Source organism: Slackia faecicanis (genome assembly GCF_003725295.1).
GTDB lineage: Bacteria > Actinomycetota > Coriobacteriia > Coriobacteriales > Eggerthellaceae > Slackia > Slackia faecicanis.
The window spans coordinates 64,055-88,832 of the sequence record NZ_QICB01000002.1 but is presented as its reverse complement, the minus strand read 5'-3'; the positions used below and the strand labels follow the sequence as shown (position 1 = coordinate 88,832).

Annotated in this window: 19 protein-coding genes and 1 pseudogene; 17 read left to right on the top strand and 3 right to left on the bottom strand. The window is 59.1% G+C overall.

Features of this window, described 5'->3' with window-relative positions:
- The first annotated feature begins 2 nt into the window (after window positions 1-2).
- From DMP07_RS02995 to DMP07_RS02950, 10 genes are all read left to right on the top strand, one after another.
- The gene (locus DMP07_RS02995) at window positions 3-512 is read left to right on the top strand and encodes a hypothetical protein (protein ID WP_123197672.1); all 510 of its coding nucleotides are present in this window, start codon (window positions 3-5) and stop codon (window positions 510-512) included.
- A 141-nt stretch (window positions 513-653) separates the two neighbouring features.
- Window positions 654-1,040, top strand: a complete 387-nt coding sequence (locus DMP07_RS02990) for a hypothetical protein (RefSeq protein WP_123197671.1) — start codon at window positions 654-656, stop codon at window positions 1,038-1,040.
- 93 nt (window positions 1,041-1,133) lie between these two features.
- Entirely contained in the window at window positions 1,134-1,442 is a 309-nt protein-coding gene (locus DMP07_RS02985) for a hypothetical protein (RefSeq protein ID WP_211324489.1), read from the top strand.
- A gap of 110 nt (window positions 1,443-1,552) precedes the next feature.
- Window positions 1,553-1,954 (top strand): arsenate reductase ArsC, encoded by a 402-nt coding sequence (locus tag DMP07_RS02980; RefSeq protein WP_123198025.1) that lies wholly within the window; start codon window positions 1,553-1,555, stop codon window positions 1,952-1,954.
- A gap of 616 nt (window positions 1,955-2,570) precedes the next feature.
- Window positions 2,571-3,623 (top strand): hypothetical protein, encoded by a 1,053-nt coding sequence (locus DMP07_RS02975; protein WP_123197670.1) that lies wholly within the window; start codon window positions 2,571-2,573, stop codon window positions 3,621-3,623.
- A complete protein-coding gene (locus DMP07_RS02970) occupies window positions 3,620-5,071 on the top strand; it encodes a hypothetical protein (protein WP_123198024.1) in 1,452 nt (483 codons plus the stop codon). Before DMP07_RS02975 ends, DMP07_RS02970 begins: the two co-directional genes overlap by 4 nt.
- A gap of 445 nt (window positions 5,072-5,516) precedes the next feature.
- On the top strand, window positions 5,517-8,762 hold the full coding sequence (locus tag DMP07_RS02965; RefSeq protein ID WP_123197669.1) for a helicase-related protein: 3,246 nt from the start codon (window positions 5,517-5,519) through the stop codon (window positions 8,760-8,762).
- Window positions 8,759-9,541 (top strand): DUF4391 domain-containing protein, encoded by a 783-nt coding sequence (locus tag DMP07_RS02960; RefSeq protein WP_123198023.1) that lies wholly within the window; start codon window positions 8,759-8,761, stop codon window positions 9,539-9,541. Before DMP07_RS02965 ends, DMP07_RS02960 begins: the two co-directional genes overlap by 4 nt.
- Window positions 9,525-10,319, top strand: coding sequence for a hypothetical protein (locus tag DMP07_RS02955; RefSeq protein ID WP_123197668.1), 795 nt, complete (start codon window positions 9,525-9,527; stop codon window positions 10,317-10,319). The genes DMP07_RS02960 and DMP07_RS02955 overlap by 17 nt, the downstream gene beginning before the upstream one ends.
- Before the next feature lie 11 nt (window positions 10,320-10,330).
- Entirely contained in the window at window positions 10,331-11,566 is a 1,236-nt protein-coding gene (locus DMP07_RS02950) for a site-specific DNA-methyltransferase (protein ID WP_211324488.1), read from the top strand.
- A gap of 53 nt (window positions 11,567-11,619) precedes the next feature.
- Here the strand turns inward: DMP07_RS02950 and DMP07_RS02945 are convergent, their stop codons facing one another.
- Window positions 11,620-12,105, bottom strand: a complete 486-nt coding sequence (locus DMP07_RS02945; protein ID WP_006500704.1) for a DUF4368 domain-containing protein — start codon at window positions 12,103-12,105, stop codon at window positions 11,620-11,622.
- 221 nt (window positions 12,106-12,326) lie between these two features.
- Complete coding sequence (tet(W), locus tag DMP07_RS02940; protein ID WP_000691721.1) at window positions 12,327-14,246, bottom strand: tetracycline resistance ribosomal protection protein Tet(W); 1,920 nt, start codon at window positions 14,244-14,246, stop codon at window positions 12,327-12,329.
- A 478-nt stretch (window positions 14,247-14,724) separates the two neighbouring features.
- On the opposite strand from tet(W), the pseudogene DMP07_RS09090 reads away from it, so the two are divergent.
- The 7 genes and pseudogenes from DMP07_RS09090 to DMP07_RS02905 all read left to right on the top strand — a co-directional run.
- Window positions 14,725-14,838 (top strand): annotated as a pseudogene (locus DMP07_RS09090) (hypothetical protein); the annotation flags it as partial.
- Between the two features lie 102 nt (window positions 14,839-14,940).
- Window positions 14,941-16,017 carry an IS30 family transposase gene (locus tag DMP07_RS02935; protein ID WP_244594826.1) on the top strand — a complete coding sequence of 359 codons (1,077 nt, stop codon included), beginning with the start codon at window positions 14,941-14,943 and terminating at the stop codon, window positions 16,015-16,017.
- 178 nt (window positions 16,018-16,195) lie between these two features.
- Window positions 16,196-17,167, top strand: coding sequence for an IS1595 family transposase (locus DMP07_RS02930; RefSeq protein ID WP_123198022.1), 972 nt, complete (start codon window positions 16,196-16,198; stop codon window positions 17,165-17,167).
- 581 nt (window positions 17,168-17,748) lie between these two features.
- A complete protein-coding gene (locus DMP07_RS02920) occupies window positions 17,749-18,399 on the top strand; it encodes a hypothetical protein (RefSeq protein WP_199408098.1) in 651 nt (216 codons plus the stop codon).
- Between the two features lies 1 nt (window position 18,400).
- Entirely contained in the window at window positions 18,401-21,463 is a 3,063-nt protein-coding gene (locus DMP07_RS02915) for a type III restriction-modification system endonuclease (RefSeq protein ID WP_123197666.1), read from the top strand.
- A 1-nt stretch (window position 21,464) separates the two neighbouring features.
- Window positions 21,465-22,592 (top strand): DUF4238 domain-containing protein, encoded by a 1,128-nt coding sequence (locus DMP07_RS02910; RefSeq protein ID WP_087190429.1) that lies wholly within the window; start codon window positions 21,465-21,467, stop codon window positions 22,590-22,592.
- A gap of 51 nt (window positions 22,593-22,643) precedes the next feature.
- Window positions 22,644-24,347: a DUF262 domain-containing protein gene (locus tag DMP07_RS02905; RefSeq protein ID WP_123197665.1), complete on the top strand. Its 1,704-nt coding sequence runs from the start codon at window positions 22,644-22,646 to the stop codon at window positions 24,345-24,347.
- A gap of 3 nt (window positions 24,348-24,350) precedes the next feature.
- Here the strand turns inward: DMP07_RS02905 and DMP07_RS02900 are convergent, their stop codons facing one another.
- Window positions 24,351-24,776, bottom strand: coding sequence for a plasmid mobilization protein (locus tag DMP07_RS02900; RefSeq protein ID WP_032746262.1), 426 nt, complete (start codon window positions 24,774-24,776; stop codon window positions 24,351-24,353).
- Window positions 24,777-24,778: the final 2 nt, after the last annotated feature.

Here is a 24,778-nt window from a genome sequence, read left to right as displayed (position 1 = left end):
TCATGGACGGTCGAGAAGAATCAGGGTTGACCCGCCGAGGATTTATCGTGTTGGCCACATCGGCTTTCGGTGCTTTCTTTATCAAGCCCTCGTTTGCCAAGGCTTCCGATTCCGGCAAGAAGTACCTCGTTAGCGTTCAGACAATAGGATACGGTTATCTTTGGCCTAAGGAATGGATTGACGAAGACGACGAGTCTATCTTCGGGCCTGATCCCGTCGAGATGCAGCGTGAGGCGTTGGGGCCTGGTTCGATTTTGCATTTCGAACGGGATTCGAGCATTCCGGAAGACGCGGCCTGGCTCGATGTGGTTACCTCGGATGGCGATAAACTTTGCGATATTCCCTGGCGTGCTACTCCAGAAGAGGAAGAGGCCGTCATGTTGATCGTCGATAAGATCAACGATGGCTACGAGGTATGGGCCGAAGTGACCGATGCCGACCATGCCACCATCGATGCTGGACCGGACGACGCGCGAATTCATCACATTGAATTCGACGTATTCTATAAATGACGAGCGAGAAGGGCTCTCTGTGTGCTTTATCGTCGCGGTTCGTCAGGCGACGGCGAGGAGGGCGTCGTTTGTGTGCGGTCAATGCCAGGCCTTGCCGCTCCAGCTATTTTGTCGTTTGATGTTGAAAGGGGCGCGTGCCTTGTGAGCCTGGGATATGGAGGTGCGGCCCGTCTTGTGCTGAGCGACGGTGAAAGCGCCATCTACGCGTATGCATGCACGAACCTGAACAAGCGGGACAACGACCCTCGCGAAGATGGCGAGATATACGTCGAGTTGCGGCCGATCGCGTCCGCATACGTTCCGAAGAAAACGAAGCGCTATCCGAACGGGGTCCCCATAAGGTCGGCGGAAAACGTCGATTACGAAAAGATGGTCGCAGCGGGGTCTTTGAAGGTGACGAACTGCTCGAACGCTATTTGCTTTGACGGCGATGGGATAGACGCGCAGGCGTGGGAACTCATTCGCAGAATCGCTTTACGAATTCAATTGGACGGAGAGTTCCCTGCGGAAGTCGGGTATTTCAAGTAAGGCGTCCGATGCGGTGCGTGGAGACGGGGTCCTGTGCGGCCGTATGCTGTGATTCGGATGCGGATTCGGACGCGGAACGTTCTGGAGGCGGTCATGTTCAACTGGCTATTCAAACGCGACCATTGTCCCGAAGAGGAAGAAGGCGACGGCGTGGACCAGTTGGTCCTGGACGTCCATGCGCGATGCATTCGCAACAGGGAGGCGCTGCAGCGCGTCGACAGGTGCGGATGCTTTTACTGCCTGGCGACCTTCGACCCGCGAGAGATAGAGGAATGGATCGAGGACGAAGGCGGCGACACGGCGCTCTGCCCCCGCTGCGGCATCGATTCCGTCCTCCCCGAATCGGACGAGTACCCGCTGACGAAGAGCTTCCTGCGGCGTATGTACGACCGTTGGTTCTAGAGGGGCCGTTTGTTTGGCGGCGCCGACGATGTGCGTCGTGGTGGCATCGTTCGCTCGCGAGCGTACGAGCTTGAGAAAATGGCGAATGAATCGAAAGCGTGGTTTACGAAATGAAGAAGGTCGCATTCATCTGCGTTCACAACTCCTGCCGAAGCCAGATAGCCGAGGCGCTCGGGCGGCGCTTCGCGGGCGATGCGTTCGAGAGCCATTCCGCCGGAACCGAAACGAAGTCGCGGATCAACAAGGACGCGGTTCGCTTGATGAAGGAAATCTACGGCATCGATATGGAGGCGGAAGGGCAGCGCAGCAAGCTGATCTGCGACATTCCCGACCCAGACATCGCGATCTCCATGGGCTGCAATGTCGGCTGCCCGTTCATCGGAAGGCCGTTCGACGACAATTGGGGCCTGGATGACCCGACAGGAAAGAGCGACGAGGAGTTTCGTGAGGTCATTGCTGAAATAGATTCGCGGGTAAAAGCGCTGGCGAGTGTAGAGCGCGAAGTCGTTTGATGCTATGGTGCGGAATCGGGGCGCATGGGGCCATTGTCAAGGTGGTCCAGCGAAGGCCGGTGCGGTTTCGACGCTGGTTCTGTTGATACTGCCCATGACTGTCGGCGCTGAGCATATTGCCATTGCGTGTATGTTCTCGTGAACGCGGGGTATCTCCGATTCGCGTAACGGGCTCGTGGGGTGTCCGTTTGGATTCTTCTGATCACATTACGGCTACTTAGCGAGTCTTGCTAATGCTTGTTTGCGTCTCGACTTGTCGACTCCTCATTCTCTCGGGCATTGGTCGACGCTGGCACAGGCCGATGCCTTATTATTCTTTGCTGTTTCGGGTGAGATCGTAAAATCCATGGTTAGAAATCCGTTTGTTGGTCGTGGACGTCAGGTCGGAAAAGTTAGCGGGCATTGTTCGGGTTCGAGCTTTTGTGACCTGCGATGCCGAGCCGACGATTCTTGTCTGGCCGTTTGCGTCGCGGGTTGCCTGTCATCTGAATTTTGTGTCCCGATTGGTGTACATTGGTCACGTTTCTTGCATAGATAATGGCCTACACTCGACCGCCGTTCAGAGTCGTTCTTTTTGTCGAGTTGGTGATTTCAGATTGCAGAGGGAGAAGGTGGGATGATGGGCCTGTTCGATAAGGGCTTCGACCCTTTGAAAGAGGTGCAAAAGGCTGCGGATGTCGCCGGAAAAGGAATCGCGGAAGCTGCTGGGCAAGCGGTGAATGCCGCCCAAGGCGCCGTCAACCAAGCGGGGCAGGCCGTCGGAGGCTTTCTGGGCAAGGCGGGGGAAATTGCCGATGGAATCAAGCAGGGCGTTGAGAGCGCGAAGACGACAGGGCCTGACGAGTACGAGCTCGCTGTTATCGGCTACAACCAAACTTATGCTGACTTGGAGTCGGAAGGGGTCGCGCTATACCAGTCCCGGCTGAGAAGCGTTGACTTGCTTGACTTTGTTATTGAGCTGGTGAATTCGATCGCGAACACTCCGAAGTCGTTCGCAAAGGATATCGGGGAAATAACTCACGAGAAGCGAAATTTCAAAGAGTCGGAAGCCTTTGCCCGCGAGGAGCTGAGTTCGGCACGTAAATCGGCGGCAAGCGCTGGCGCCGGTGTCGCGGCGGGTGCAGCCGTTGCTAGCATTGCCCCATCCGCGGCCATGTGGGTTGCCACAACTTTCGGTACTGCCTCAACGGGTGCGGCGATTTCTACGCTGTCAGGTGCTGCTGCAACAAATGCGGCTATGGCATGGCTTGGCGGCGGCGCGCTTGCTGCTGGAGGCGGGGGAATGGCTGCAGGCAGTGCGTTTCTTGCGATGGCCGGTCCCATTGGCTGGAGTGTCGCGGGTGCCACCTTGTTGACCTCCATTGTTCTTTTTGTGAAAAAGAAGCACGACATTGTCAGAGAAAAGCACCAGGAACTCCTGGCTGTAAAGCGAAATACCGAGATTCTTAGGGAGGCGTTTGCGGCGATCGAGGGTCTCAGGACGAAGACCGATACCCTTCGTGAAGAGCTGTCGAAATCCTTCATGCTCGTATGTCGCCTACATAGCGTCGATTATCTGTCCATTTCTGACGACGATAGGCTGGCTCTGGGTTCTTTGGTGAATAATGCGAAATGTCTTGGCAGCCTCATTGCCGACAAGGTGGCTGTTCAGGGAGGTGAATGGCCATGAAGGTGAAGAGGGTGGTCAAGAGCACCCAGGAGCAAGCCGTTGCTGCATGGGTCGGTCTTGTCAATCAGTTGAGGATTAACGACCTTATCGAGAGTCTTGACCGGCAAGACCAGAACCTCGATTCCGCGATGAAGTCTATGGATTGGGCGATTGGAAAAATCGATGAGCTTGTTGTTTCGAATAGGGGAGGCAGCAGAGGCGTTCATGGCTTCATTGCCGAAGTGGCCGAATGCGGCCTGGAGAATGCGCAGAGTCTGGTCCATGGCGAAAAACCGGTCATGGAATGGGTGAACGACAATGGTCCTGCCGACCTTGTGCGTAACGGCGTTAAGATACAGGTCAAGTTCGTGAACGGGGGCGGTAAGTTTTCCTTGGATGCGGTGGCCGCCCATTTGGAGAAGTATCCCGATTTCCTTGATAAGGACGGTGTCTATCAGATTCCGAAGGACTATTTCGATGTCGTGCGGGCTTTGTACGAAATGCCTAAAGACGAGGCGGTCAAGCTGACGGCATCGGACGGTGGTCCATCCTATTCCATCTGGAAGGCCGTTCATGAGTTTTTCGACTCGAGCGGATTCGGAATCGATGACTTGGAGGCTTCGAAGTTTGAGTACTCGGAGGTTCAGAAGGGCGCCATTGCCGACAAGATGGGCAAGGAGAAAGATAGTCTTGCAGGCGAAAGCGCTCGGATAAAGAGGGGTATCTGCGAGGATCACGAGCCTACACTCCAGGAGGGTGCAAAGGCTGCGGCGGCCGGTGCTGCCTTGGAAACGGGCACAGCATTCGCTCTCTCGGTGAAGCGCCATCTTGCGAACGGGAAGCGAATCGGTGATTTGACTCGGGATGACTGGGTGGATATCGCCAGAGATTCTGGAATGGGATTCGTCAAGGGCGGAGTCCGCGGCGGGGCGGTTTATGGTTTGAGCAACTACGCAGCCACGCCATCATCGGTTGCAAGCGCGTTGGTTACGGCGTCGTTCGGGGTTGCGGATTGTGCTCACGGATTTCGTAATGGCGATCTTACAGAGGTCGAATTCATTGAAAGTTCCGAAGCGGCTTGTCTCGATGCGTCTGTGAGTGCGCTCTCGAGTTTTGTGGGCCAGTCCCTTATTCCTATCCCTGTTCTAGGTGCCCTTGTCGGTAACGCCGTAGGCACGACTGTTTATGAGCTCGGAAAAGACTTCCACAGCAAGCAGGAGTCGGAGCTCCTGGCGCATTACGCTCGGGAATTGGAGGCCCTCGATGCAGAGGTCGATGCCGAATATGCTGCATGTCTAAGCAGCCTTCGCGAGAATATGGCCGTATATATCGAACTTCTCGGTAAGGCTTTCTCGCCGAATGTCGCTAGGGCCTTTTCCGGTTCTATCGAGTTGGCGGCAAGTCTCAATGTGCCAGATGGTGAAATCCTGCATACGCGCAAGGAGATCGATGGCTTCTTCCTGAATTAGCGGTAGCTCCTGGCTGTTGGGTGCGGTCTGGGAGCTTTTCTTGTTGAGCGCATGGTCGACGTGATGATTGCGGTCCTTCGAGAGGAGCGCAATTGGGGCCGTTCACGCCGCTCGCCGTGACCGCTGCTTAGGAGACGTATGTGTGGAAGTCCGTGTTGCTGTGTTCAATAATTCGGACGCTATAATGATTAAAATTCATTTGTGTTGCACTTATGGCGATTAGAGTGCTGGCGTTAGTGATGTGCGGATGGCTCGTAAGCGCCAGATGCTAAGTTGAGCAGAACCGCAGTTTCCTGATGGAAAGCTAAGACACTCGCTATCTTACGTATCCATGGTATCTCAGCCGATGCGGCCAAGAAGAAGGCGGCTCCGTGCAGCATGAGCTTTTCGCCTTTCGCGCACGATTGAATGGTCGAGGGGCTTACGAAGAAGGGAACTTAGAGGCGTGAAATCACTAAACAACGTCGGTGTCGAGCGCTTGGGAGACGCCCTTGGCGAATCCATCGACGACGGCGCGAAGCTGTCGATAATCAGCTCATATTTCACTGTGTTCGCCTACGGAGAGCTCAAAGGGGAGCTCTCTAAAATCGACGAGGTACGCTTTCTGTTCAGCGAACCCACCTTCATCAAGCGCATGGCCGACTTGAAGGAGCCGCGCGAGTTCGAGGTGGCCCGCCGTGCGCGCGAGGTCGGCGTCGGCGGCTCGGGGCTCGAGCTCACGTTGCGCAACAACCTCAACCAGCGCGCGCTCGCCCGAGAATGCGCCGAGTGGATCCGCGAGAGGGGGGTCTTCAAGTCCGCCAAGACGTCTGGCGCCATACAGCCGGGCGGCACGTACGTGGTGGAGAACCCCTCCGGAGGCGACCATGCCTTCATGGGCGCCGCCGCGAATTTCACGCAGGAGGGTCTCGGCTACGAGCGCCGCCCGGGAACCGTGACCTGCGTGAGCCATTTTGAGAACGCGACCGAAGCCGCCGGCCTCAAGATGATGTTCGAATCGGTCTGGAACAACCCTGCCATGGTCGAGGAGGTCACCGCGCAGGTGGCCGCTCAGGTCGAGACGCTCTACCGCGAGAACCCGCCCGAGTTTATCTATTTCTTGACCCTGTACCGCCTGTTCCGCGACTTCATGGAGGACGACGAGGACAATGGCATCCGCCCTGGCCTCAAGTTCGAGGAGTCCGTGGTCTGGAACAAGCTCTACGACTTCCAGAAGGACGCCGTCGTAGGCGCCATCCGAAAGCTGGAGAAGTACAAGGGCTGCGTCATCGCCGACTCGGTGGGCCTGGGCAAGACCTACGAGGCCCTTGCCGTCATGAAGTACTACCAGGAGCGCAACGACCGCATCCTCGTGCTGTGCCCGAAGCGCCTGCGAGACAACTGGACCCTGTGGACTCAGGACAACGACGACCGCAACCCGCTGGCCGACGACCGCTTCAGCTACACGGTGCTCAACCACACTGACCTGTCGCGCCACCACGGCATGAGTGGCGAGGTGGACCTCGAGCACCTGCGATGGGGCCACTTCGACCTCCTCGTCATCGACGAGAGCCACAACTTCAGGAACAAGAGCACCGACGCGGAGAAGACCGACCGCTACACGCGCCTCATCGAGGACGTCATCAAGTCGGGCCAGCGGACGAAGGTGCTCATGCTCTCTGCCACTCCGGTGAACAATCGGCTGCTCGACCTCCGTAACCAGATCGAGCTCATCACCGAAGGCGATGACGCGTACCTCGAGGAGACCGACGGCATCCCGTCGATCACCCACGTGACCCGCGCCGCCCAGCAGAGCTTCAACGAGTGGAGCAAGCTTTCCGACTCCGAGCGAACCACCGAGAGTTTCGTGAACGCGGTGAACGCCGACTACTTCAAGCTGCTCGACGTGCTGACCATCGCGCGCAGTCGCAAGCACATCACGAAATATTATGGCGCCGCGAGCGGGACTTTCCCGGCGCGCCGGCCGCCCCTGTCGTTCCAGACGCCCATCGACCTCGAAGGCGAGCTGCCGCCGATCGCCGAGCTCAACGACATGATCGCCCAGCTCACGTTCGCCCAGTACCAGGTGCTCTCCTACGTGCGCGCCGACCAGCGCCGCAAGTACGAGGACCGCTACGGGGACACGTGGGGCAAGGACTTCGAGAGCCAGGTCCACCGCACGACGGCGGTGGCAAACCTCATGCGCGTCAACGTCCTCAAGCGCATGGAGTCCTCCGTGAACAGCTTCCGCATCACGCTGCGCCGCATCCTCGACGGCTGCGTCGACCTGCGCGCGAGGCTCGACGCCGACGCGTCGGGGGTCGCCTACGGCACCGAGGGCCTCGAGGACGGCTTCGACGACGACGATGCCGAGGAGTTCGAGGCGGGCGGCAAGGTGCGCGTCGATCTGCGCGACGTCGACGCCCTGCGCCTGGGCCAGGACCTCGACTTCGACATCCAGGTGCTCCGGGCCCTGCTAACCTACGCCGACGCGGTGACTCCCGAGCGCGACGCCAAGCTCGTGAAGCTGCGCGACTTCATCGCGGGCAAGGTCAGCGAGCCGTACAATCCCGGCAACCGCAAGGTGCTGGTGTTCAGCGCGTTCGCCGACACGACGGCGTACCTCTTCGAGCAGCTGGCGCCCTGGCTGAAACGGGAGCTCGGCATCGAGTGCGCCGAGGTTGCGGGCAGCTCCAACCGGACCTACTCGCTGAAGCTCCCAAGAACCACCTTCGAGAACATCCTCGCGAGGTTCTCTCCCGTCTCCAAGGAGCTGCCGGAGAAGCAGGGGGAGCTCGGCGAGATCGACGTCGTCTTCGCGACGGACTGCATCTCCGAGGGCCAGAACCTGCAGGACTGCGACTGCCTGGTGAACTACGACATCCACTGGAACCCCGTGCGCATCATCCAGCGCTTCGGCCGCATCGACCGCCTGGGATCGAAGAACTCCCAGATCCAGCTGGTCAACTTCTGGCCTGACATCGCGCTCGACGAGTACATCCAGCTCGAGGGCCGCGTGAAGGGGCGCATGGCGCTGCTCGACGCGTCGGCCACCGGCGAGGAGAACGTGTTGGAGGCAAAGGGCAACGGCGAGATGAACGACCTCAAGTACCGCCGCCAGCAGCTCCAGCAGCTCAAAAGCGAGGTGCTCGACCTCGAGGACATCTCGGGCGGCATCTCGATCACGGACTTCGCCTTCGACGATTTCCGCGTGGAGCTTCAGCGCTACGCGAAAGAGCATCCCGGCGCGCTGGAGAACTCGCCGGCGGGCCTCCACGCTGTGGCCTCCATCCCCGACGAGCTTCGTGACGACGTGAAGCCGGGCGTGGTCTTCTGCCTCAAGCAGAACGACGAGGGCAACGACCCCAGGGACACGAACCCCGTCTTCCCGTACTACGTGGTGTACGTGTCTGGCGACGGCGAGGTCATGACGAAGCACACCCAGCCCAAGCCGGCGCTCGACATCATGCGCGCCGTCTGCTCTGGGCATCCTGAGCCCATCGCCGAGCTGTGCCGCGAGTTCAACCGCGAGACCCGCGACGGGACGAGGATGGACGCCTACACCGACCTGCTCGACGATGTGGTGGCGGCCATCACCGGGACGCAGCGGGACAAGGGGATCGAGAGCCTGTTCAGCCTGGGCGAGGTCGGCAGCGGCGCCGTCATGGGCTTCAACGACTACTCGCTGGTATGTTTCGCGGTGCTGCGATGAGCGGCGTCGACTGGAACGGCATCCTGCACCTGCCCGATGCGGCGCTCGCGGGAGACCGACGCATCCCCAAGACGGTGCTCGTCAAGCAGGTGATGCTCGCCAAGACCGAGCAGAAAAGGCTCGACAAGGTCGCGCGCCTCGAGCACTTCGCCACGGTCCAAAAGTCCACGACGCGCATCCCGCCGTACGAGGACGACGGGCGCAACGTGCAGAGCATCGTCTTTCTTCGCTGCGAGATGGCAGCCGGGACCATGGCCGTAGCGGAGTCTGCGGAGCTCGTGCACAAGTGCTTCCCGAACCCGACGGTGCTCCTGGTCGAGGCGAATGACCGCGCGTGCGTATCGGTCGCCCTCACGCGGAAGAGCCAGGCTGAGCAAGGTGCGACGGTCGTCGACCGAATCGAGTCGACGGGCGTGTTCGACCCGGGCAGCCCGGAATACGCGGACTTCCTGGGCGCGCTGGCCTTCGGGCGGCTCTCGCAAGGCGACCTCTGGGAGTACCTGCTCGACCTGTCGCGCGCCGTAGCGCTGTCCCGCGCGATCGGCGGCCTGGGATTCTACCCCGCATGCCCCGCTCGAGACCGGGAGAAGCTGATTGTCCTCACGTCGCGCTACGATGAGTTGGGAGCCTCCGTCAAGCGGCTGAAGGAGCAACGGCGGTCGAAGGACATAACGCTCAACGAGTCCGCAAAGCTGAGGATGGAAATGAAGGAAGAGGAGCGACGCCTGAGGGCGGTCGCCGATGAGATAAAGGAGGTCTGCAATGGCCGTTCTAGATGAGTATATTTTGCGAGCAGCGCGCCTTTTGAGGGGTGATGCGGATGAGGACGTTGATGCGCTCTGCCGTGAAATCATGCGGGTCTTCGACCTCGACTACACTAACCCCGAGGCTTTCGCATACATCAATTCTTCAAGCTCGTTTCGTTACTCGAAAAGCGACCTAGGGATGATTCTCCAGAAGCTGCGCCTAAAGCGGGAAGACTCAGACGACAAAGCGTTCGGTGCCGCATTCTGCGCAACTATAACGCAGCATATCAGGAGACTGGAGCAAGCTCTTGAAGAGGGCGTGAAAGACGACGAGCTCAAAGCCGTATACGGCTCGATCGACTACGTCTACGCAAACGCGAGGGGCTACGACTCCTACACGGACGGACTAGCCTCCCATTCCTATGGGTCTTCCAATCGCAATGATTTCAACGATGAACAGACGCAACTACGTATCGACAAACTGAAGCATTTCCGTGATGAGGAGCTCCGTAAGCTGAAAATCGCCGAAGCGCAGGGCGCTAGCGTCAGCCTCACGGCATCCGCCACGAGCAACGTACAGGTCACGTTAGAGGCAACCTTTGAACAGATTGACAAATTGCCAGAGACAACGCTTTCCGATGACGAGAAGACGCTGCTCAAAGGGATGATGGGCGATCTCAACACAAAAGATAAAAGCAAACGGGGCAGCAAGCTTGACAAACTCCTGAGCTGGCTTGCCGGCAAGGGCACCGACGTTTTTATTGCCGCCATGCCCTACATAGTTCAACTAATCAAATCTCAACTTTCCTAGGAGGAGACCTCATGGGCGAGATAGAAAAGATGACTCTTGAATCGGAGAGTCTTATTGACGACCGCCTGAATAAGCTCAAGGAGCTGATGCCCGAAGTGTTCTCCGAGAGCGGAATCGACTTCGACAAACTGCGGCTGGAGCTTGGCGACGAGGTAGACGAGGGCCTGGAGCGCTATGCGTTCACGTGGCCCGGCAAGGCCGATGCCATCCGCCAGTCGCAGATGTCCAGCACTGCTACTTTGCGTCCCCGTATCGAGAAAAGCCGCAGCCGCGATGGAGAGGATGGGTCCTTCGACTCGGACAACATTTATATCGAAGGCGACAATCTCGAGGTGCTGAAGCTCCTACAGCGCGGCTACCACGGCAAGGTCAAGATGATCTACATCGACCCACCCTACAACACGGGTCACGACTTTGTCTACAAGGACAATTTCGGCAACTCTGTCGATAACTATAAGGAGCAGGCGGGACTCGCCGGCCAGTCCAACGCCGACACAAGTGGCCGCTACCATAGCGACTGGTGCTCGATGATGTACCCTAGGTTGAGACTGGCTCGAGAGCTCCTAACCGACGATGGCGTCATTTTCATTTCGATTGACGATAACGAAGACCGCAATTTGCGCATCCTCTGTGACGAGGTGTTCGGAGAGGCAAATTTCGTTTCTCAGCTAATCTGGGAACGAGCTTACTCGCCCAAGAATGACGCCAAATACGTTTCAAATAGCCATGATTATGTTCTCGTATACGCCAAATCCATTGAGCGCTTTGTGATTGGACGCCTGCCGAGAACAGACGAGGCAAACGCCCGCTACAAGAATCCAGACAACGACCCTCGAGGCGTTTGGAAGCCAAGCGACCTCAGTGTAAAGACTTACAGCCCAGATTCCGACTATCCAATCACAACGCCCTCGGGGCGTGTTGTAGAGCCTCCAGCAGGACGCTGCTGGAGGCTCTCGCGAAACGCGTTTCGCGAGAGCCTCCAGGATAACCGCATTTGGTTTGGCCCAAACGGCGACAGCGTCCCTTGCATCAAGCGTTTCCTAACAGAGCTCAAATATGATGGAATGGCTCCAACTTCAATCATGTTTTACAAAGAAGTGGGTCACAGCCAGGAAGGCGCCAAGGAGCTCGTATCTCTATTTGACGGAAAGGGCTATTTCGATGGACCGAAACCGACGAAACTACTTCAGCGCCTGATAACCCTTGCGAATCTGCTAATGTGCGATAAAGAAGTAATAGAAGTGTAAAAAATTTTGCCGTTCCTATCCGGCACTTAGGGCTGTGTCGGATAGGTCAGGCGTTAGGCTTCCGGCAAGTCTATCTTGCCGACAAAGCTGTAATAAATCTCAATGTCCTGCCTGCGGGTGCCGTTCTCGTCATAGCTGCACTCATGCACGACGATTTTCTCAATCATTTCCCGCAAGAGGGTGGGGGTCAATTCTTCAAAAGCAAGGTGCTTTCTCACAATCCCCATGAATTTCTCGGCGTTGACGGTGGCGGCCTGCGACTTGGAAAGTTCCTCCTGCAAAGCGGCAGCCCGGTCTTTCAGTTCCCGCTGCTCCTGCTCATAGTCCGCCGACAGCTCCATGAAACGCTCGTCGCTGATTTTGCCGCTTACATTGTCCTCATACAGCCGCTTGATAATGCGGTTCACTTCGGCAATGCGTGTCTGGGCCTGTTCAAGCTGCTTCGTGGCTGCGGCGGTCTTTCTCTTGCCGCCGATTTCGTTCTGCTGGATGAGCAGCTTTACAAAGCGGCTCTCATGCCTGGCGGCGTATTCCGTCACTTGCCGGAGATTGGAAAGCACGCCCGCCGTCAAAAGGTCGGTGCGGATAAAGTGTGCCGTACAGTCACGGGTACGCTTCTTGTAGCTGCCGCAGATATAACAGTCCTGCTTGCGGTTCTATTCGTCTGTTCCTGGTTCAAAATAGTTTCTCCTCTCTGATACTGATTTTATCAATGATATTTCGCAATAGCCAGCAATGAACGCTTGCATTGCGCAAGACGTTACATTATCTTCTGAAACATATAGCGCACCTTGTCCAGGCGGCTGTTTGGACGGCGGGGCTGGATGACTGGCTTGCCGACAGCGGCCTGATACCCTTTCAGTTCTGTAAGGCATACGCTCTGCCCGTTGGTGTAAAAGGCCAGATCAGTACGGTATGCCTGTATACAGCGGGCGGGAATCTCGCCAGTAAAGACAACTTCATCCTTTTTTACCTGGACCGTTTCGATGGTGGCACAGTATTTCGGTGCATCATGATAAGCCCTGGAAAGATATTCCCGGGGCGCATAGAGGGTGAAGGAGAGATAAGGTTCCAGCAGTTGCGTCCCTGATTCCTTCAATGCCTGTTCCAATACAATCGGGGCCAATGAGCGGAAGTCCGCCGGCGTGCTGACCGGACTGTAATAAAGCCCGTATTCAAAGCAAATCTTACAGTCCGTTACGTTCCAGCCGAACAAGCCCTGCTCCAGCCCGTAACGGATACCATCCCTGACAGCGTTTTGAAAACTCTGGTTCAAGTATCCCAGCGAAACCCGGCTCTCGTATTGTACACCGGAGCCAAGCGGGAGTGGTGTAACAGACAGTCCGATGGATGCCCAAAACGGGTTGGGCGGCACCTCGATATGGATGGTGTGGCTGGCTGCTTTGAGCGGCCGCTCCATATAAATGACGGTGGGTTCCTTTACCACTGTTTCAAGCTTGTATTTTTCCGACAGCAAAGCGGAAACAACCTCCAACTGCACCCGGCCCAAAAAAGAAAGAATGATCTCATGGGTGATGGAATCCACCTCGCAGCGCAAAAGCGGGTCAGTATCCGCAAGTTGCGTAAGAGCGTCCAGCAGCCGTTCTCTTTGCGCTGCCGTTTTCGGCGCAATCGACGTCCGCAGCATGGGGAGGGGGTCCTCACGCCACCTTTTACGAGGGAGCCGGGTTGGGTCCCCTAATACATCGTTTAACCTCACGCTGTCGCTGGGAAGGATAACAATTTCACCCGGATAAGCGGTGTCTGTCCGAACAATTTCCCCTTTGGATGGAATACGCATCTCTGTGATTTTCAGCTTTTCTCTCCCGGCCAGGGCCACCGTATCCCGCAGGCGCAGCGTTCCGCTGTATAGCCGTAGATAGACACGCCGCTGGCCGCAATCTGTATACTCCACCTTGAAAACGCTGCCGCATAGGGCGGCGCTCCCCTGTTCCCCAATCGGTTGGAACAGCCCTGTCACCGCATCCATCAACGGTTGAATGCCAAGGCCCTTTTTGGCGCTGCCATAATAGACCGGGAACAGGGAGGCGTCTTGAACCCGCCGCTGTTCCTCCCGCACAAGTTTTTCCCGGCTGATTGGTTCTCCTGCGATATACTTTTCCAATAATTTATCGTTATTTTCGATGACCGCATCCCATGCTTCTATGTCGGTATTTTCCTCCAGGACTATTTCCGGGGACAGCGACACCGTCTGCTTGATGATAATATCGGCGGAGAGCTTATCCCGAACAGACTGAACCACGCTCTGCAAATCAACGCCAGCCTGGTCGATCTTGTTGATAAAGATAACGGTGGGAATGTTCATTTTCCGCAGGGCATGGAACAGAATACGGGTCTGGGCCTGCACGCCATCTTTAGCGGAGATCACCAAGATGGCCCCATCTAAAACAGCCAAAGAGCGGTACACCTCCGCCAAAAAATCCATGTGGCCGGGCGTATCCACAATGTTGACTTTACATCTGTGCCACTGGAAGGAAGTGACTGCCGCTTGAATGGTAATCCCACGCTGCCGCTCCAAAAACATGGTGTCCGTCCTCGTTGTCCCTTTTTCGACGCTCCCCGGTTCTGAAATGGCTCCGCTGGCATATAGCAGGCTCTCCGTCAAGGTCGTCTTTCCAGCGTCTACATGGGCAAGAATTCCAATATTGATTATTTTCATGTGATTGTCCTCCCTTTACTGCCCCGAAGGGCATAAAAATCCCCAGCAGTAAAATACTTTTACCACTGGGGATGATAATTTGCGGACATACACATATACAGCCTACACCTGTTTGTGAGTGCTGTTTTTGGGGATATGTCAAAATTGATAAGGCAAAAGTATTCTTAAATTGGGTACAAAAAACTAAGCCCCTACAAAATGGACTATCATAATCCTTTGTTCCCACTATTTGATTATAGTTTTATTTAAGAATACCTTGCCGCATATTTTTTACTCCTTTTCTGGAATTGAATTATTATATCACATCAGTTTTAGGAAAACAAGTATCTAAAAGAAATTTTTCTTCCCCTTATATGTAACCCTTGAATATCAACTTCATCCGAACACTTCCCAGATTCATCCGCACATGTACGGATGAATCTGGGAACCCGATACCCTGAGGGCCGGATCGGCCGGCCCCGGGAGATCGGAGGACGTCATGTCCGGAAAGAGGAAAAAGGGTTCCGAGAAGGCGGTCCCGAGGGCCTACGGCAGGCTCACGAGGCACGAGCGGGACACGGTCCAGAGGATGCTCGAGCGCAGGGCCTCGTGCAGGGAGATCGCGAGGGAGCTGGGCAGGTCCCCCTCGACGGTGAGCGCCGAGGTGGCGTCGCACAGGTTCATCACGGCGCCCCAGCCAAGGCGCGGCGAGCGCGTGGACGCCTCGGTCGACCTGTCGGCGGCCTGCCCGCGCCTGGCGGCGTGGCCGCGCTGCTGCAACGGCTGCGGCCGCTACCGCGCGATCGGCTGCAAGCGCCGCCCGCACGTCTTCTACGAGGCCCGCGCCGCGCAGCTGTGCGCGGACTCGGTGCTCGTCTCGTCCAGGCGCGGCATAGACACCGACGAGCCCGCCGCCGCGGCGAGGCTGGAGGCCATCAGGGACTGCCTGCGCCGGGGGCTGTCGCCCGAGCAGATGGCGGCCTGCAACGGCGGGCCCGTGGACCTGTCGCCGTCGACCATCTACCGCTGGGTCGCGGCGGGCTACGACGGCATGACCAACATGGAGCTCAGGCGCAAGGTCGGCTACAGGCCGAGGAAGCGCGCCGCCGGCCGGGCGGCCACGCGCCACTCCGCCCGCAGGTCGCACGCCGCGTTCCTCGCCCTCGGGGAGGACGCTTGCGCCGCGGCCTGGGAGATGGACACGGTCGAGGGGGCGCGGGAGGACTCAGCGTGCCTGCTCACGCTGCTGCACCGCCCCAGCAGGCTGCAGCTCGCGCTGCTGCTGGAGGAGAAGACCGCCGCGTGCGTGGCGGCCGCCCTGGAGGGCGTCCGGGCGGTCCTCGGCGCCGACGGGACGCGCCGCGTGTTCCGCGCCGTGCTCACCGACAACGGCGCCGAGTTCTCCGACGAGGGCGCTATCGCGGCGCTCCTGGGCGAGGGGCCAGGCGAGACGAGGCTGTTCTACTGCGACCCCAGGCGGAGCGACCAGAAGGGCGCCTGCGAGCGCAACCACGTCGAGATAAGGAAGCTGCTGCCCAAGGGGGCCGGCCTCAGGTTCGACCGGCTCGCCCCGGCCGACCTGGCGCTCGCGATGTCGCACGTGAACTCCGAGCCCCGCGGCGCGCTCGGCTTCTCGACGCCCGCCCGCGCCTTCAGGGCGATGCTCGGGGAGGACGCGGCGGCGCTGCTGGACGCCTACGGAGTGGAGGGCGTGGCGCTCGCCGATCTCGACCTGACGCCGGGGCTCTTGGAGCGGGCGCGCGCAGAGAGGGGCGATGCCCCGCTGACCTAGCCTAGAGGGAAAAACGGAATCTAACAGTTTAGATAACAGGTGATGATTCGGGGACCGCAAGGCCCCCGAATGCTATGCTCTTCCCAGCCAAACAGAGAATTTGCCCGAGCGCCCACCCGGATCTTTGTTTGGCGACAATCCCTCCGGGTGGGCGTTCGGGCGGATGGGACAGATCCATATGGGAAGAGCGAACCCCTTCAGGGCGCTCGTGGCGGGCCTCACCGCCGACGAGTTCCTGCTGCTCAGAGAAGCCGTCGACGAGAGGCGCTGCCGCGACGAGGTCGGCGTCGGCACGCTGGCCGAGGCCGCCGCGGCCTATCGGCCGGACCCGAAGTGCCCGGGGTGCGGCGCCCGCGGCGCCTGGAGGGACGGCTCCACCGCCGCCGGCGTCCCGAGGTGGCGCTGCCGCTGCTGCGGCAGGAGGTTTAACTCCCTCACGGGCACCGTCCTCGAGCACTGCCGAAAGCCGCTCCCCGCCTGGGTCTCCTTCATCAGGCTCATGCGCCACAACGTGCCCGTCGAGTGCGCGGCCGAGATGTGCGGCGTCACCCACAAGACGGCCTTCGAGTGGCGGCACCGCGTGCTCGCGACGGTGTCCGGCTACCAGGACCGGATCGTGCTGCGCGACACCGTCTGGGTGGACGAGACCTACATAAACGACACCGACCTCTCCAAGGGCTACGGGCAGGCCCGCAAGCGCGGCCTCTCCCGCCAGAAGCTGTGCATCTGCGTCGCCATCGACGTCCACAAGAACCCGGTCGCGGTCGTCTGCGGCCACGGGAAGCCCAGCTCGGCGCGCGTGAGGGAGGCCATGGGCGGCAGGATAGCGCCCGGGGCGCTGCTGATCCACGACCTCGAGCGGGCGCACAACGCGCTGGTCAGGGACGGCGGGCTCGAGAGCGAGGCGCACAGGGCCGATGTGAACGACCCGGTCTACCTGGAGCGGATGGAGATGGTGAACGACCTGTGCTCCTGGCTCAAACGCTACCTGTGGCGCTTCACGGGGATGTCGCCCGCGAACCTGCAGGCCTACCTCGACTGGTACGTCTACCTCTTCAGGGTCAACCAGGCGCGCGACAGGTGGGACCCGACTGCAAGGGTGGTGCGCCATATCCTGATGGCCGACGCGACTTACCGCAGCTTGGGATAGGTGCGGCATCACCCGTTATCTAAACTGTTAGAAAACGGAATAGACGGGCCGACCGTCCGGCTGAGTCTGGGAAGAGGTGCCGGGCGGCGGGCGGAGCATGGCCACCGGACCTATCGAAACATATCTCCATCGTTCCTTCAACTGGGAAAACGGCGCCCCCGGGGCCCGGGAGGGGCCGCGGGGGCGTTCGGCTAGCTGCGGGAACGGGCTATCCGCTCAATGTGTTCGGCTGAGATCGGAAATCAACCCCTTATATGTAACAATCATACCGGCTTCCTAACGTTCAGAATGGTTTCTACTGTCTGCTGCGGTGTTTGGTTGGAATTGTCCAGCCAAAAGCCGATCCGTGGTGTTGTCTGCATTTTACTAAATACAAATTCAATGTATACAGAAAGAAATATATAAGGAGTGGGAGGGATTCCGCCGTAGTCGGCATTGTAGGAAAATCCAAAAGTTTAGATTTTCTCAAAATGCTTATCTTTTGGTCTTTGGTTCGGAATAGTGTAGTGCTGGCGGTCTATCTATTGTTTTCGGTTGCTTGCTTCTTTACCGTACATGAGCATCTAAGCACGGGTGATATTGTGCTTGATTTTTTCTCAGGCTCAGCATCGACCGCCCATGCCATGTTCCTGCAGGAGCTCGGAAAAGATGATCGCTATCAGTTTATCCTTGTCCAGCTTCCAGAGCCTTGTGACCCGAAACGCGACGCCTACAAGGACGGGTATGAGACTCTCTGCGACATAGGCGAAGGACGCATTCGCCGCGCAGGCGACAAAATCAAAACCGAGCTCGAGGAATCCAACCGTCAACTCAAGCTTGGCGAGGGACCCAAGCAGCTTCCCGACATCGGCTTCCGTGTGTTCGAGCTCGATGAGTCCGGCATTGAGAAGCCCGAGCCCGGTCAGCTCCTCTTCGACGTGGTCAAGCCCGATCGCTCCGATATGGATATCGTCTTCGAGATGATGCTCAAATGGGGCCTCGAGCTCACGCTGCCCGTCGAGAAGTCTGAAGCCGCGGGCTATCCCATCTGGTCCGTCGCTTGCGACGAGCTCGTCTGCTGCATGTCCCGAGGCCTCACCATTGAGGCGCTCGAGGCCATCGCCGACATGGAGCCCAGGCGCGTTCTCATCCTCGATTCCGTCCTCGACGACACCCTCAAGCTCAACGCCGTGCAGATCTTCAAGCACGCCGGCGAGCGCATGGGCTGTGAGATCGAATTGAGGACGGTCTAGCATGGCGGCGCTCGAGTTCAAGTTCTCATCCGACCAGCAGCACCAGCTGGAGGCCATCGAAGCAACCTGCGACCTGTTCCGCGGACAACAATTTATTGGCAGCGTATTCTCCGCCGATTCCGGCCGCAAAGGCCAGACGGCAATCGGCGAGCTCATGGTCGGCCACGGCAACGAGCTTCGCGTGGCGCCGGGCCAGCTCCTCGACAACCTGCACGCCGTGCAGGAGGAGGGCTGCCTCCCGGCAACCGACGTCCTCACCGATGGGCGCCTGCGAGACTTCACCGTCGAGATGGAGACCGGCACCGGCAAGACCTACGTCTACATCCGCTCCATCTACGAGCTAAACCGCCGCTACGGCATCACCAAGTTCGTTATCGTCGTGCCGAGCGTGGCCATCCGCGAGGGCGTCCTCAAGAGCCTCCAGACCACCCGCAGGCACTTCGAGACGCTCTACGACCGCACGCCGCTTGACTACTTCGTGTACGACTCGAAGGACATGGGGCCGGTGGGTAACTTCGCCACGTCGAGCTCCATCCAGGTCATGGTCATCAACATCGACGCGTTCAACAAGGGCCTCGAGAAGGATGGCACCGCGAAGGAGGGCAACCTCTTCCACCGTCCCAGCGAGAAGCTCACCGGCGGCTTCAGCCCTCGCGAGCTCGTGAGCGCCTGCAAGCCCGTCGTCATCATCGACGAGCCCCAGAGCGTCGACAACACCAAGCAGGCCAAGGCCGCCATCAAGAGCCTGAACCCGCTGTTCGTGCTGCGCTACTCGGCCACGCACAAGCAGGCCTACAACATGATCTACCGCCTCACGCCGGTCGACGCCTTCGAGCGCCACCTGGTGAAGGGCATCTGCGTCGACTCGATTAAGGCCGAGGCGAACCTCAATGGCGCCTACGTGAGGCTCGAGTCCGTCAAATCCGACCCGTTCTCCGCCAAGGTGTCCATCGACGTGCGCCAGGCCGACGGCACGCAGAAGCGCAAGGCCGTCGCCGTGAAGACCGGCGCCGACCTCTACCAGAAGAGCGGCGAGAACAGCGACTACGAGAGCGGCTGGGTCGTCAACAACATCGGCGCCGCCGAGGGCGACGAGTTCATAGAGTTCCAGAACGGCGAGGTGCTCGAGTTGGGCGAGGCGCTGGGCGACGTCAACGAGGAGGTCGTCAAGCGCGCGCAGATTCGCCGCACCATCGAGGACCACCTGGCCCGCCAGTTCGAGCTGTGGCCGCGCGGCGTGAAGGTGCTCTCGCTCTTCTTCATCGACCGCGTCGACCGCTACCGCGTCTACGAGCCCGAGGTCCACGGAGGCCTGTACGCCCAGATGTTCGAGGAGGAGTACGCAGGTGCCCTGAACTCGAAGGCGCCCAGGCGCGTCGCCAAGGCGGCGGGGATCGGCAAGGGCACGTGGCTCGAGTGCTACGAGGCCGTCGGCGCCCCGCTGGTGCGCGACCCTCACGCCGTGCATCAGGGATACTTCGCCAAGGACAAGAAGGGCAAGTTCAAGGACTCCAAGGGAGCCGCCGGCACCGCCGACGACGCCGGGGCCTTCGAGCTCATCATGCAGAAGAAGGAGACGCTCATTTCCTTCCCGGACGGCAAGGACGCTGACAAAGACGTGTCGTTCGTCTTCAGCCACTCCGCGCTCAAGGAGGGCTGGGACAACCCCAACGTGTTCCAGATCTGCACGCTCGTTGAGACCAAGGACAACCTCACCAAGCGCCAGAAGATCGGCCGCGGCCTGCGCCTGTGCGTGAACCAGGACGGCGAGCGCCTGTACGACCCCGAGGCGAACGTGCTCACCGTCATCGCGAATGAGAGCTACGAAGACTTCGCCAACGGCCTGCAGAAGGAGCTCGAGGCGGAGGACTTCAAGTTCGGCGTCATCACCCCAGAGAGCTTCACGAAGGTCACGGTCAAGACTCCCGAGGGCGTCGAGGTGCGCCTGGGCTACGAGAAGTCCAAGCAGGTCTTCGACCACCTCGTCGCGACCGGCATGGTCGACGGCAAGGGCGCGGTGACGCCCGAGCTCAAGGCGGCCGCCGAGGAAGGCAAGGTGGAGCTTTCCGCCGAGCTCGAGCCGGCGAAGGAACAAGTCGAGGCGATCATCATCCACAAGTCCCAGAGGGTCCAGATTCGCGACAAGGCCAAGGAGGTCTCCGTCGAGCTGCAGAAGGACGTCACGCTCGACCCTGCGTTCCAGGCCTTGTGGGACCGCATCCGCCAGCGCACGCGCTTCCAGGTCGAGGTCGACTCCGGCAAGCTCATCGAACGCGCCATCGAGGCGATCGACGGCATGCTCGCCGTGCGCCCGCCCCAGGTGACGAGCGAGCGTGCATCGCTGGGCATCGACGACGCGGGCGTGAGCGCCGAGGGCACGGGCACCTCCGTGGTGTCCGTTTCGGGAAAGGTGAAATACGACCTTCCCGACCCGATCGCAGAGCTTCAGGACGCCGTCGGGCTCACCCGCGGCACCATCAAGGCGATCCTCGAGGGCTGCAGCCGCTTCGGCGAGTTCGAGATCGACCCCGCGACCTTCCTCGCGCAGGTCGGCGACAAGATCAACCGCGTGAAGAACGACCTCATCGCCCAGGGCATCAAGTACGTGCGCCTTCCCGAGGACGAGTGGTACACCATGCGCGACCTCGAGCTCGACGACTACACCGCCTACCTCGGACAGAACGCGTGGAAGCCGGACGTGACGGGAAAGAGCCTGTACAACTACGTTGTCTACGATTCGGCGGGGGTCGAGCGCTCCTTTGCCGAGGCACTCGACAAGCAGGAAGAGGTGCTCGTGTTCGCGAAGCTCCCCTCGACGTTCAAGATCGACACACCGCTCGGCAGCTACAACCCCGACTGGGCGTATGTCGAGGAGGCCGACGGCGAGCGTCGCGTGTATTTCGTGACCGAGACCAAGGGCGGAAAGAACGGCGAGCCCGCCCTGCGCGACGCGGAGAAGATCAAGATCGGCTGCGCCAAGAAGCACTTCGAGGCGCTGGAGCTTGGAGATGACTTCCACTACAACGTGCGCACGACCTACCAATACGAGGCGGTGAAGGCTTAGGATGTCGAAGCTGCCCGGAAAGATGACGCGAAAGCAGCACTGGGTGCCGCGGTTCTACCTGCGCCATTTCGCGGATTCCTCCGGGCAGCTTCATGCCTACAGCAGACAGAAGGGCTCCTTCTTCCGCACGAATTGCGAGAACCTTTGCAGCATGCGCGATCTTTATGAGGTCGAGCATGCCGATGCGACAGGCGATGCGACAGACAGATTCTATGCGCAGAACCTCATCGAGGTTAAGCTATCTGAGCTCGAGAGCCGCATCGCGCCGCTTTACGATCGCTTTTTGGAACGCCAGAAAGAAGACCAGTGCGAAGACGAAGGGTATTCTGATGGGAAAGCCGCCGTTTGCGAGCTGGCAGCAAATATCATCGTCCGGCACCCTATCAGTATGCGCGTCGACAAGAAATGGTCACGCGAGACTGCCGAAGAGCTGCTCAGAAACGTTCATCTGACACCCTATGAGCTCGGCTTGCTCGATTGGTCGGATTGGCGCGGGGATTCCCAAGCGGTGGTCGAGCTTGCCGCCGCCGCAACCATGCTCTTCTCCAACGATGATATTGTGCCAGTTAACCGTATTCGAAAGGCTTTTTTTGAGAAGAGCTTCTCCATCCTTAGGGCACCCGTCGGCTCAGGGTTCGTTACGACGTCGATGCCTATGTTCATCATCGGGCCCGAGGACGACTCGTACGATTTTCATCTCGCGTATATGCCGTTGAGCAGTGAGTATGCTGCGGTCTTTTCAGATGACCCTCTATTTCCGCCGTTTGCGAGACTCGGTTTTTCGGGCGTCGAGTTCATGAACCGACTTCTTCTGCTTAACTGCGAGCATTGGGATGTCGCCATATCGAGGGGAAGCGGCCCGCTCGAGCACGCGGTACGCGATTGGAGTCAAGCGAACAGTGCCGAATTCATGCACGAGATGTTCACGCGCGACGGCAGGGAGCTATCCCTCGACACAGTGATCTACGACCGCTCGAAGAAGAAGGGGCAGACGATGATCGATACCATCGACCGTGGCTGCCTCGAGGGCGGCTGCCTTGATGACGAGGACCTGCGCATCATCTTCGAGCACCTTCTGGGGAGAAGACGGCAAGGACCGGGAACATTAAAGGGTCAAGCAGCGTATTGATAAAATTGACCCCGCCAGCAATAACCGCAAAGGATAGATAGGGCTTTAAGGATGGATGCAGGAAAAGCAACGATAAGCGGCGTGTTCAACGGATCGCGCCTGCTCGAAATACCTTTTTACCAAAGGGCGTACGTCTGGGGAGAAGAGCAATGGGAGCGTTTCCTCGGCGACATGGAGTTCGTCACGGCCTCGAAGCGGCCCTATTTCCTGGGCTCCATCATCCTGAAGCAGGCCTCCTCCGGCAACACCTGGTCCGAGGTCTCCGAGGTTCGCACCGTCATCGACGGCCAGCAGCGACTCACGACCATGGTCATCTTCTTCAAGGCACTCTGTGCAAAAAACGGCACCAACAATTTGTTTGAGCGAGATTTCGTCCTGGAGACCGGCGATGTCGCCTTGCGGCACGGCAAGTACGACCGGCAGGATTTCGAAAAGGTCGTCAGCGCCACGGGCTGCGAACCCCTCGAGGGCTCCTCGGCCATCGTCCTTGCCTACAACTACTTCCTCAAGAATATCGACCCGGAGAAGGTCGACAGGAACACGATCAAGTCGAACGTCCAGTTCGTCTGCATCGATCTTACCGAGGGCGAGGACGAGCAGCAGATATTCGACACCATCAACTCGCTCGGGGTGCGCCTGACGACGGCGGAGCTCCTTAAGAACTACTTCTTCAACCGCGAGAACGAGCAGGCGTTCAAGGAGTGCTGGGAAGACGTCTTCGAGCCCACGGCTGAGAAGAGGGAGTATTGGGAGCAGGAGATCGTTACCGGGCGCATCAAGCGCACGCTCGTCGACCTCTTCTTCGACGCGTTCCTCCAGATTCTGGTCCAGGACAAGAGGCGTGGCGTCACGACCGAGGACAAGCTCTTCTATTCGCGTACTTCGAACCTCTTCCAGTCCTACAAGGATTTCATCGGCAGGTACTGCAACGGCGACAAGGTCGAGATTCTCGACAACATGAAGGCGTATGCCGAGGCGTTCGAGTCCACGTTCGACCCTGGCTACTGCGACGCGGACATCCCCTCCGCTTCCGGCGTCGAGCGCCTGAACGTGCTGATATTCGGCCTCAAGAACTCGACGCTCATCCCGTACGTGCTCTACGTTCGAAAGAACGCGGAGTCTTCGGGCGAGGAATCTAAGATCTACGCCCTGCTTGAGAGCTACATCGTCCGCCGAATGCTGGTTCAGGCGACCACGAAGAACTACAACAGGCTGTTCACCTCGCTGATCCTGAACGAGGTGAAGGACGCGGAGGCGCTGAGGAAGGCTCTCGAAGCCAATGACGAGGCGACGACGTACATGCCCGGCGACGCCGAGGTTCGAGCGGCATTCGAGGAATCGTGTCTGTACAACCTCCAGTCCAAGGGCGTCCTCTATCTGCTGGAAAGCGCCATTCGTCCGGGCATGAGCAGCACGGCCCTGCTCGGGTTCAACCAGTACACCCTCGAGCACATGATGCCCAAGAAGTGGCGCAACAAATGGGGAGCCCTCGACGATGAGGCTGCCACGCGAAGGGACCGGAAGCTCCTCACGCTCGGCAACCTCGCCATCATCACGCATTCGCTCAACGCCTCCATCCGCGATGCCGATTGGCCCACCAAGAAGCAGGGAAAGGGATACAAGGACGGCCTTGCCCTCTGCGCCGCCGGCCTTGCGACCATGGCCGGCGCCCTAGAGAAGGAGTCTTGGAACGAGGGCGATATCGCCGATCGCGCCGAATGGCTTGCGGACAAGGCGTTGGAGGTCTGGCGCTAGGCCCTACCTGCGTCCCATCTCGAAGATGCTTGCGGTGTCGGAACCCGCATCGATGACGGATGGAACCGGCTCTTCCAAAAACGTAGTTCGTGGCGATGTCTCTTCCGTCGGCGCGTCAACAGGCTCGCCGAGCGCTAGGAAGAACCTCATCACGTGCTCAATTCTCTGTTGCAGGGACTCGCTCAGCTCGCCGTAGGAGGCCGCCAGCCGCACCTCCTTGGCCAATTCCGCCATCGAGTCCCTCAGTGCCTTCTGCACGCTCACGGAGGGCCTCACCTCGACCTGGGTATCGGTGAGCTTGGCGATGATGTAGTCCTGCCTGTTCATGCCGCTCCAGGCTGCCATCTCGCATATGAGCTTGCGCTCCTCGGGCGTGCAGCGGAACGCCATCGTCTTGCTGCGCTTGCGGGCGCTGTTCTCGCACGGCATCC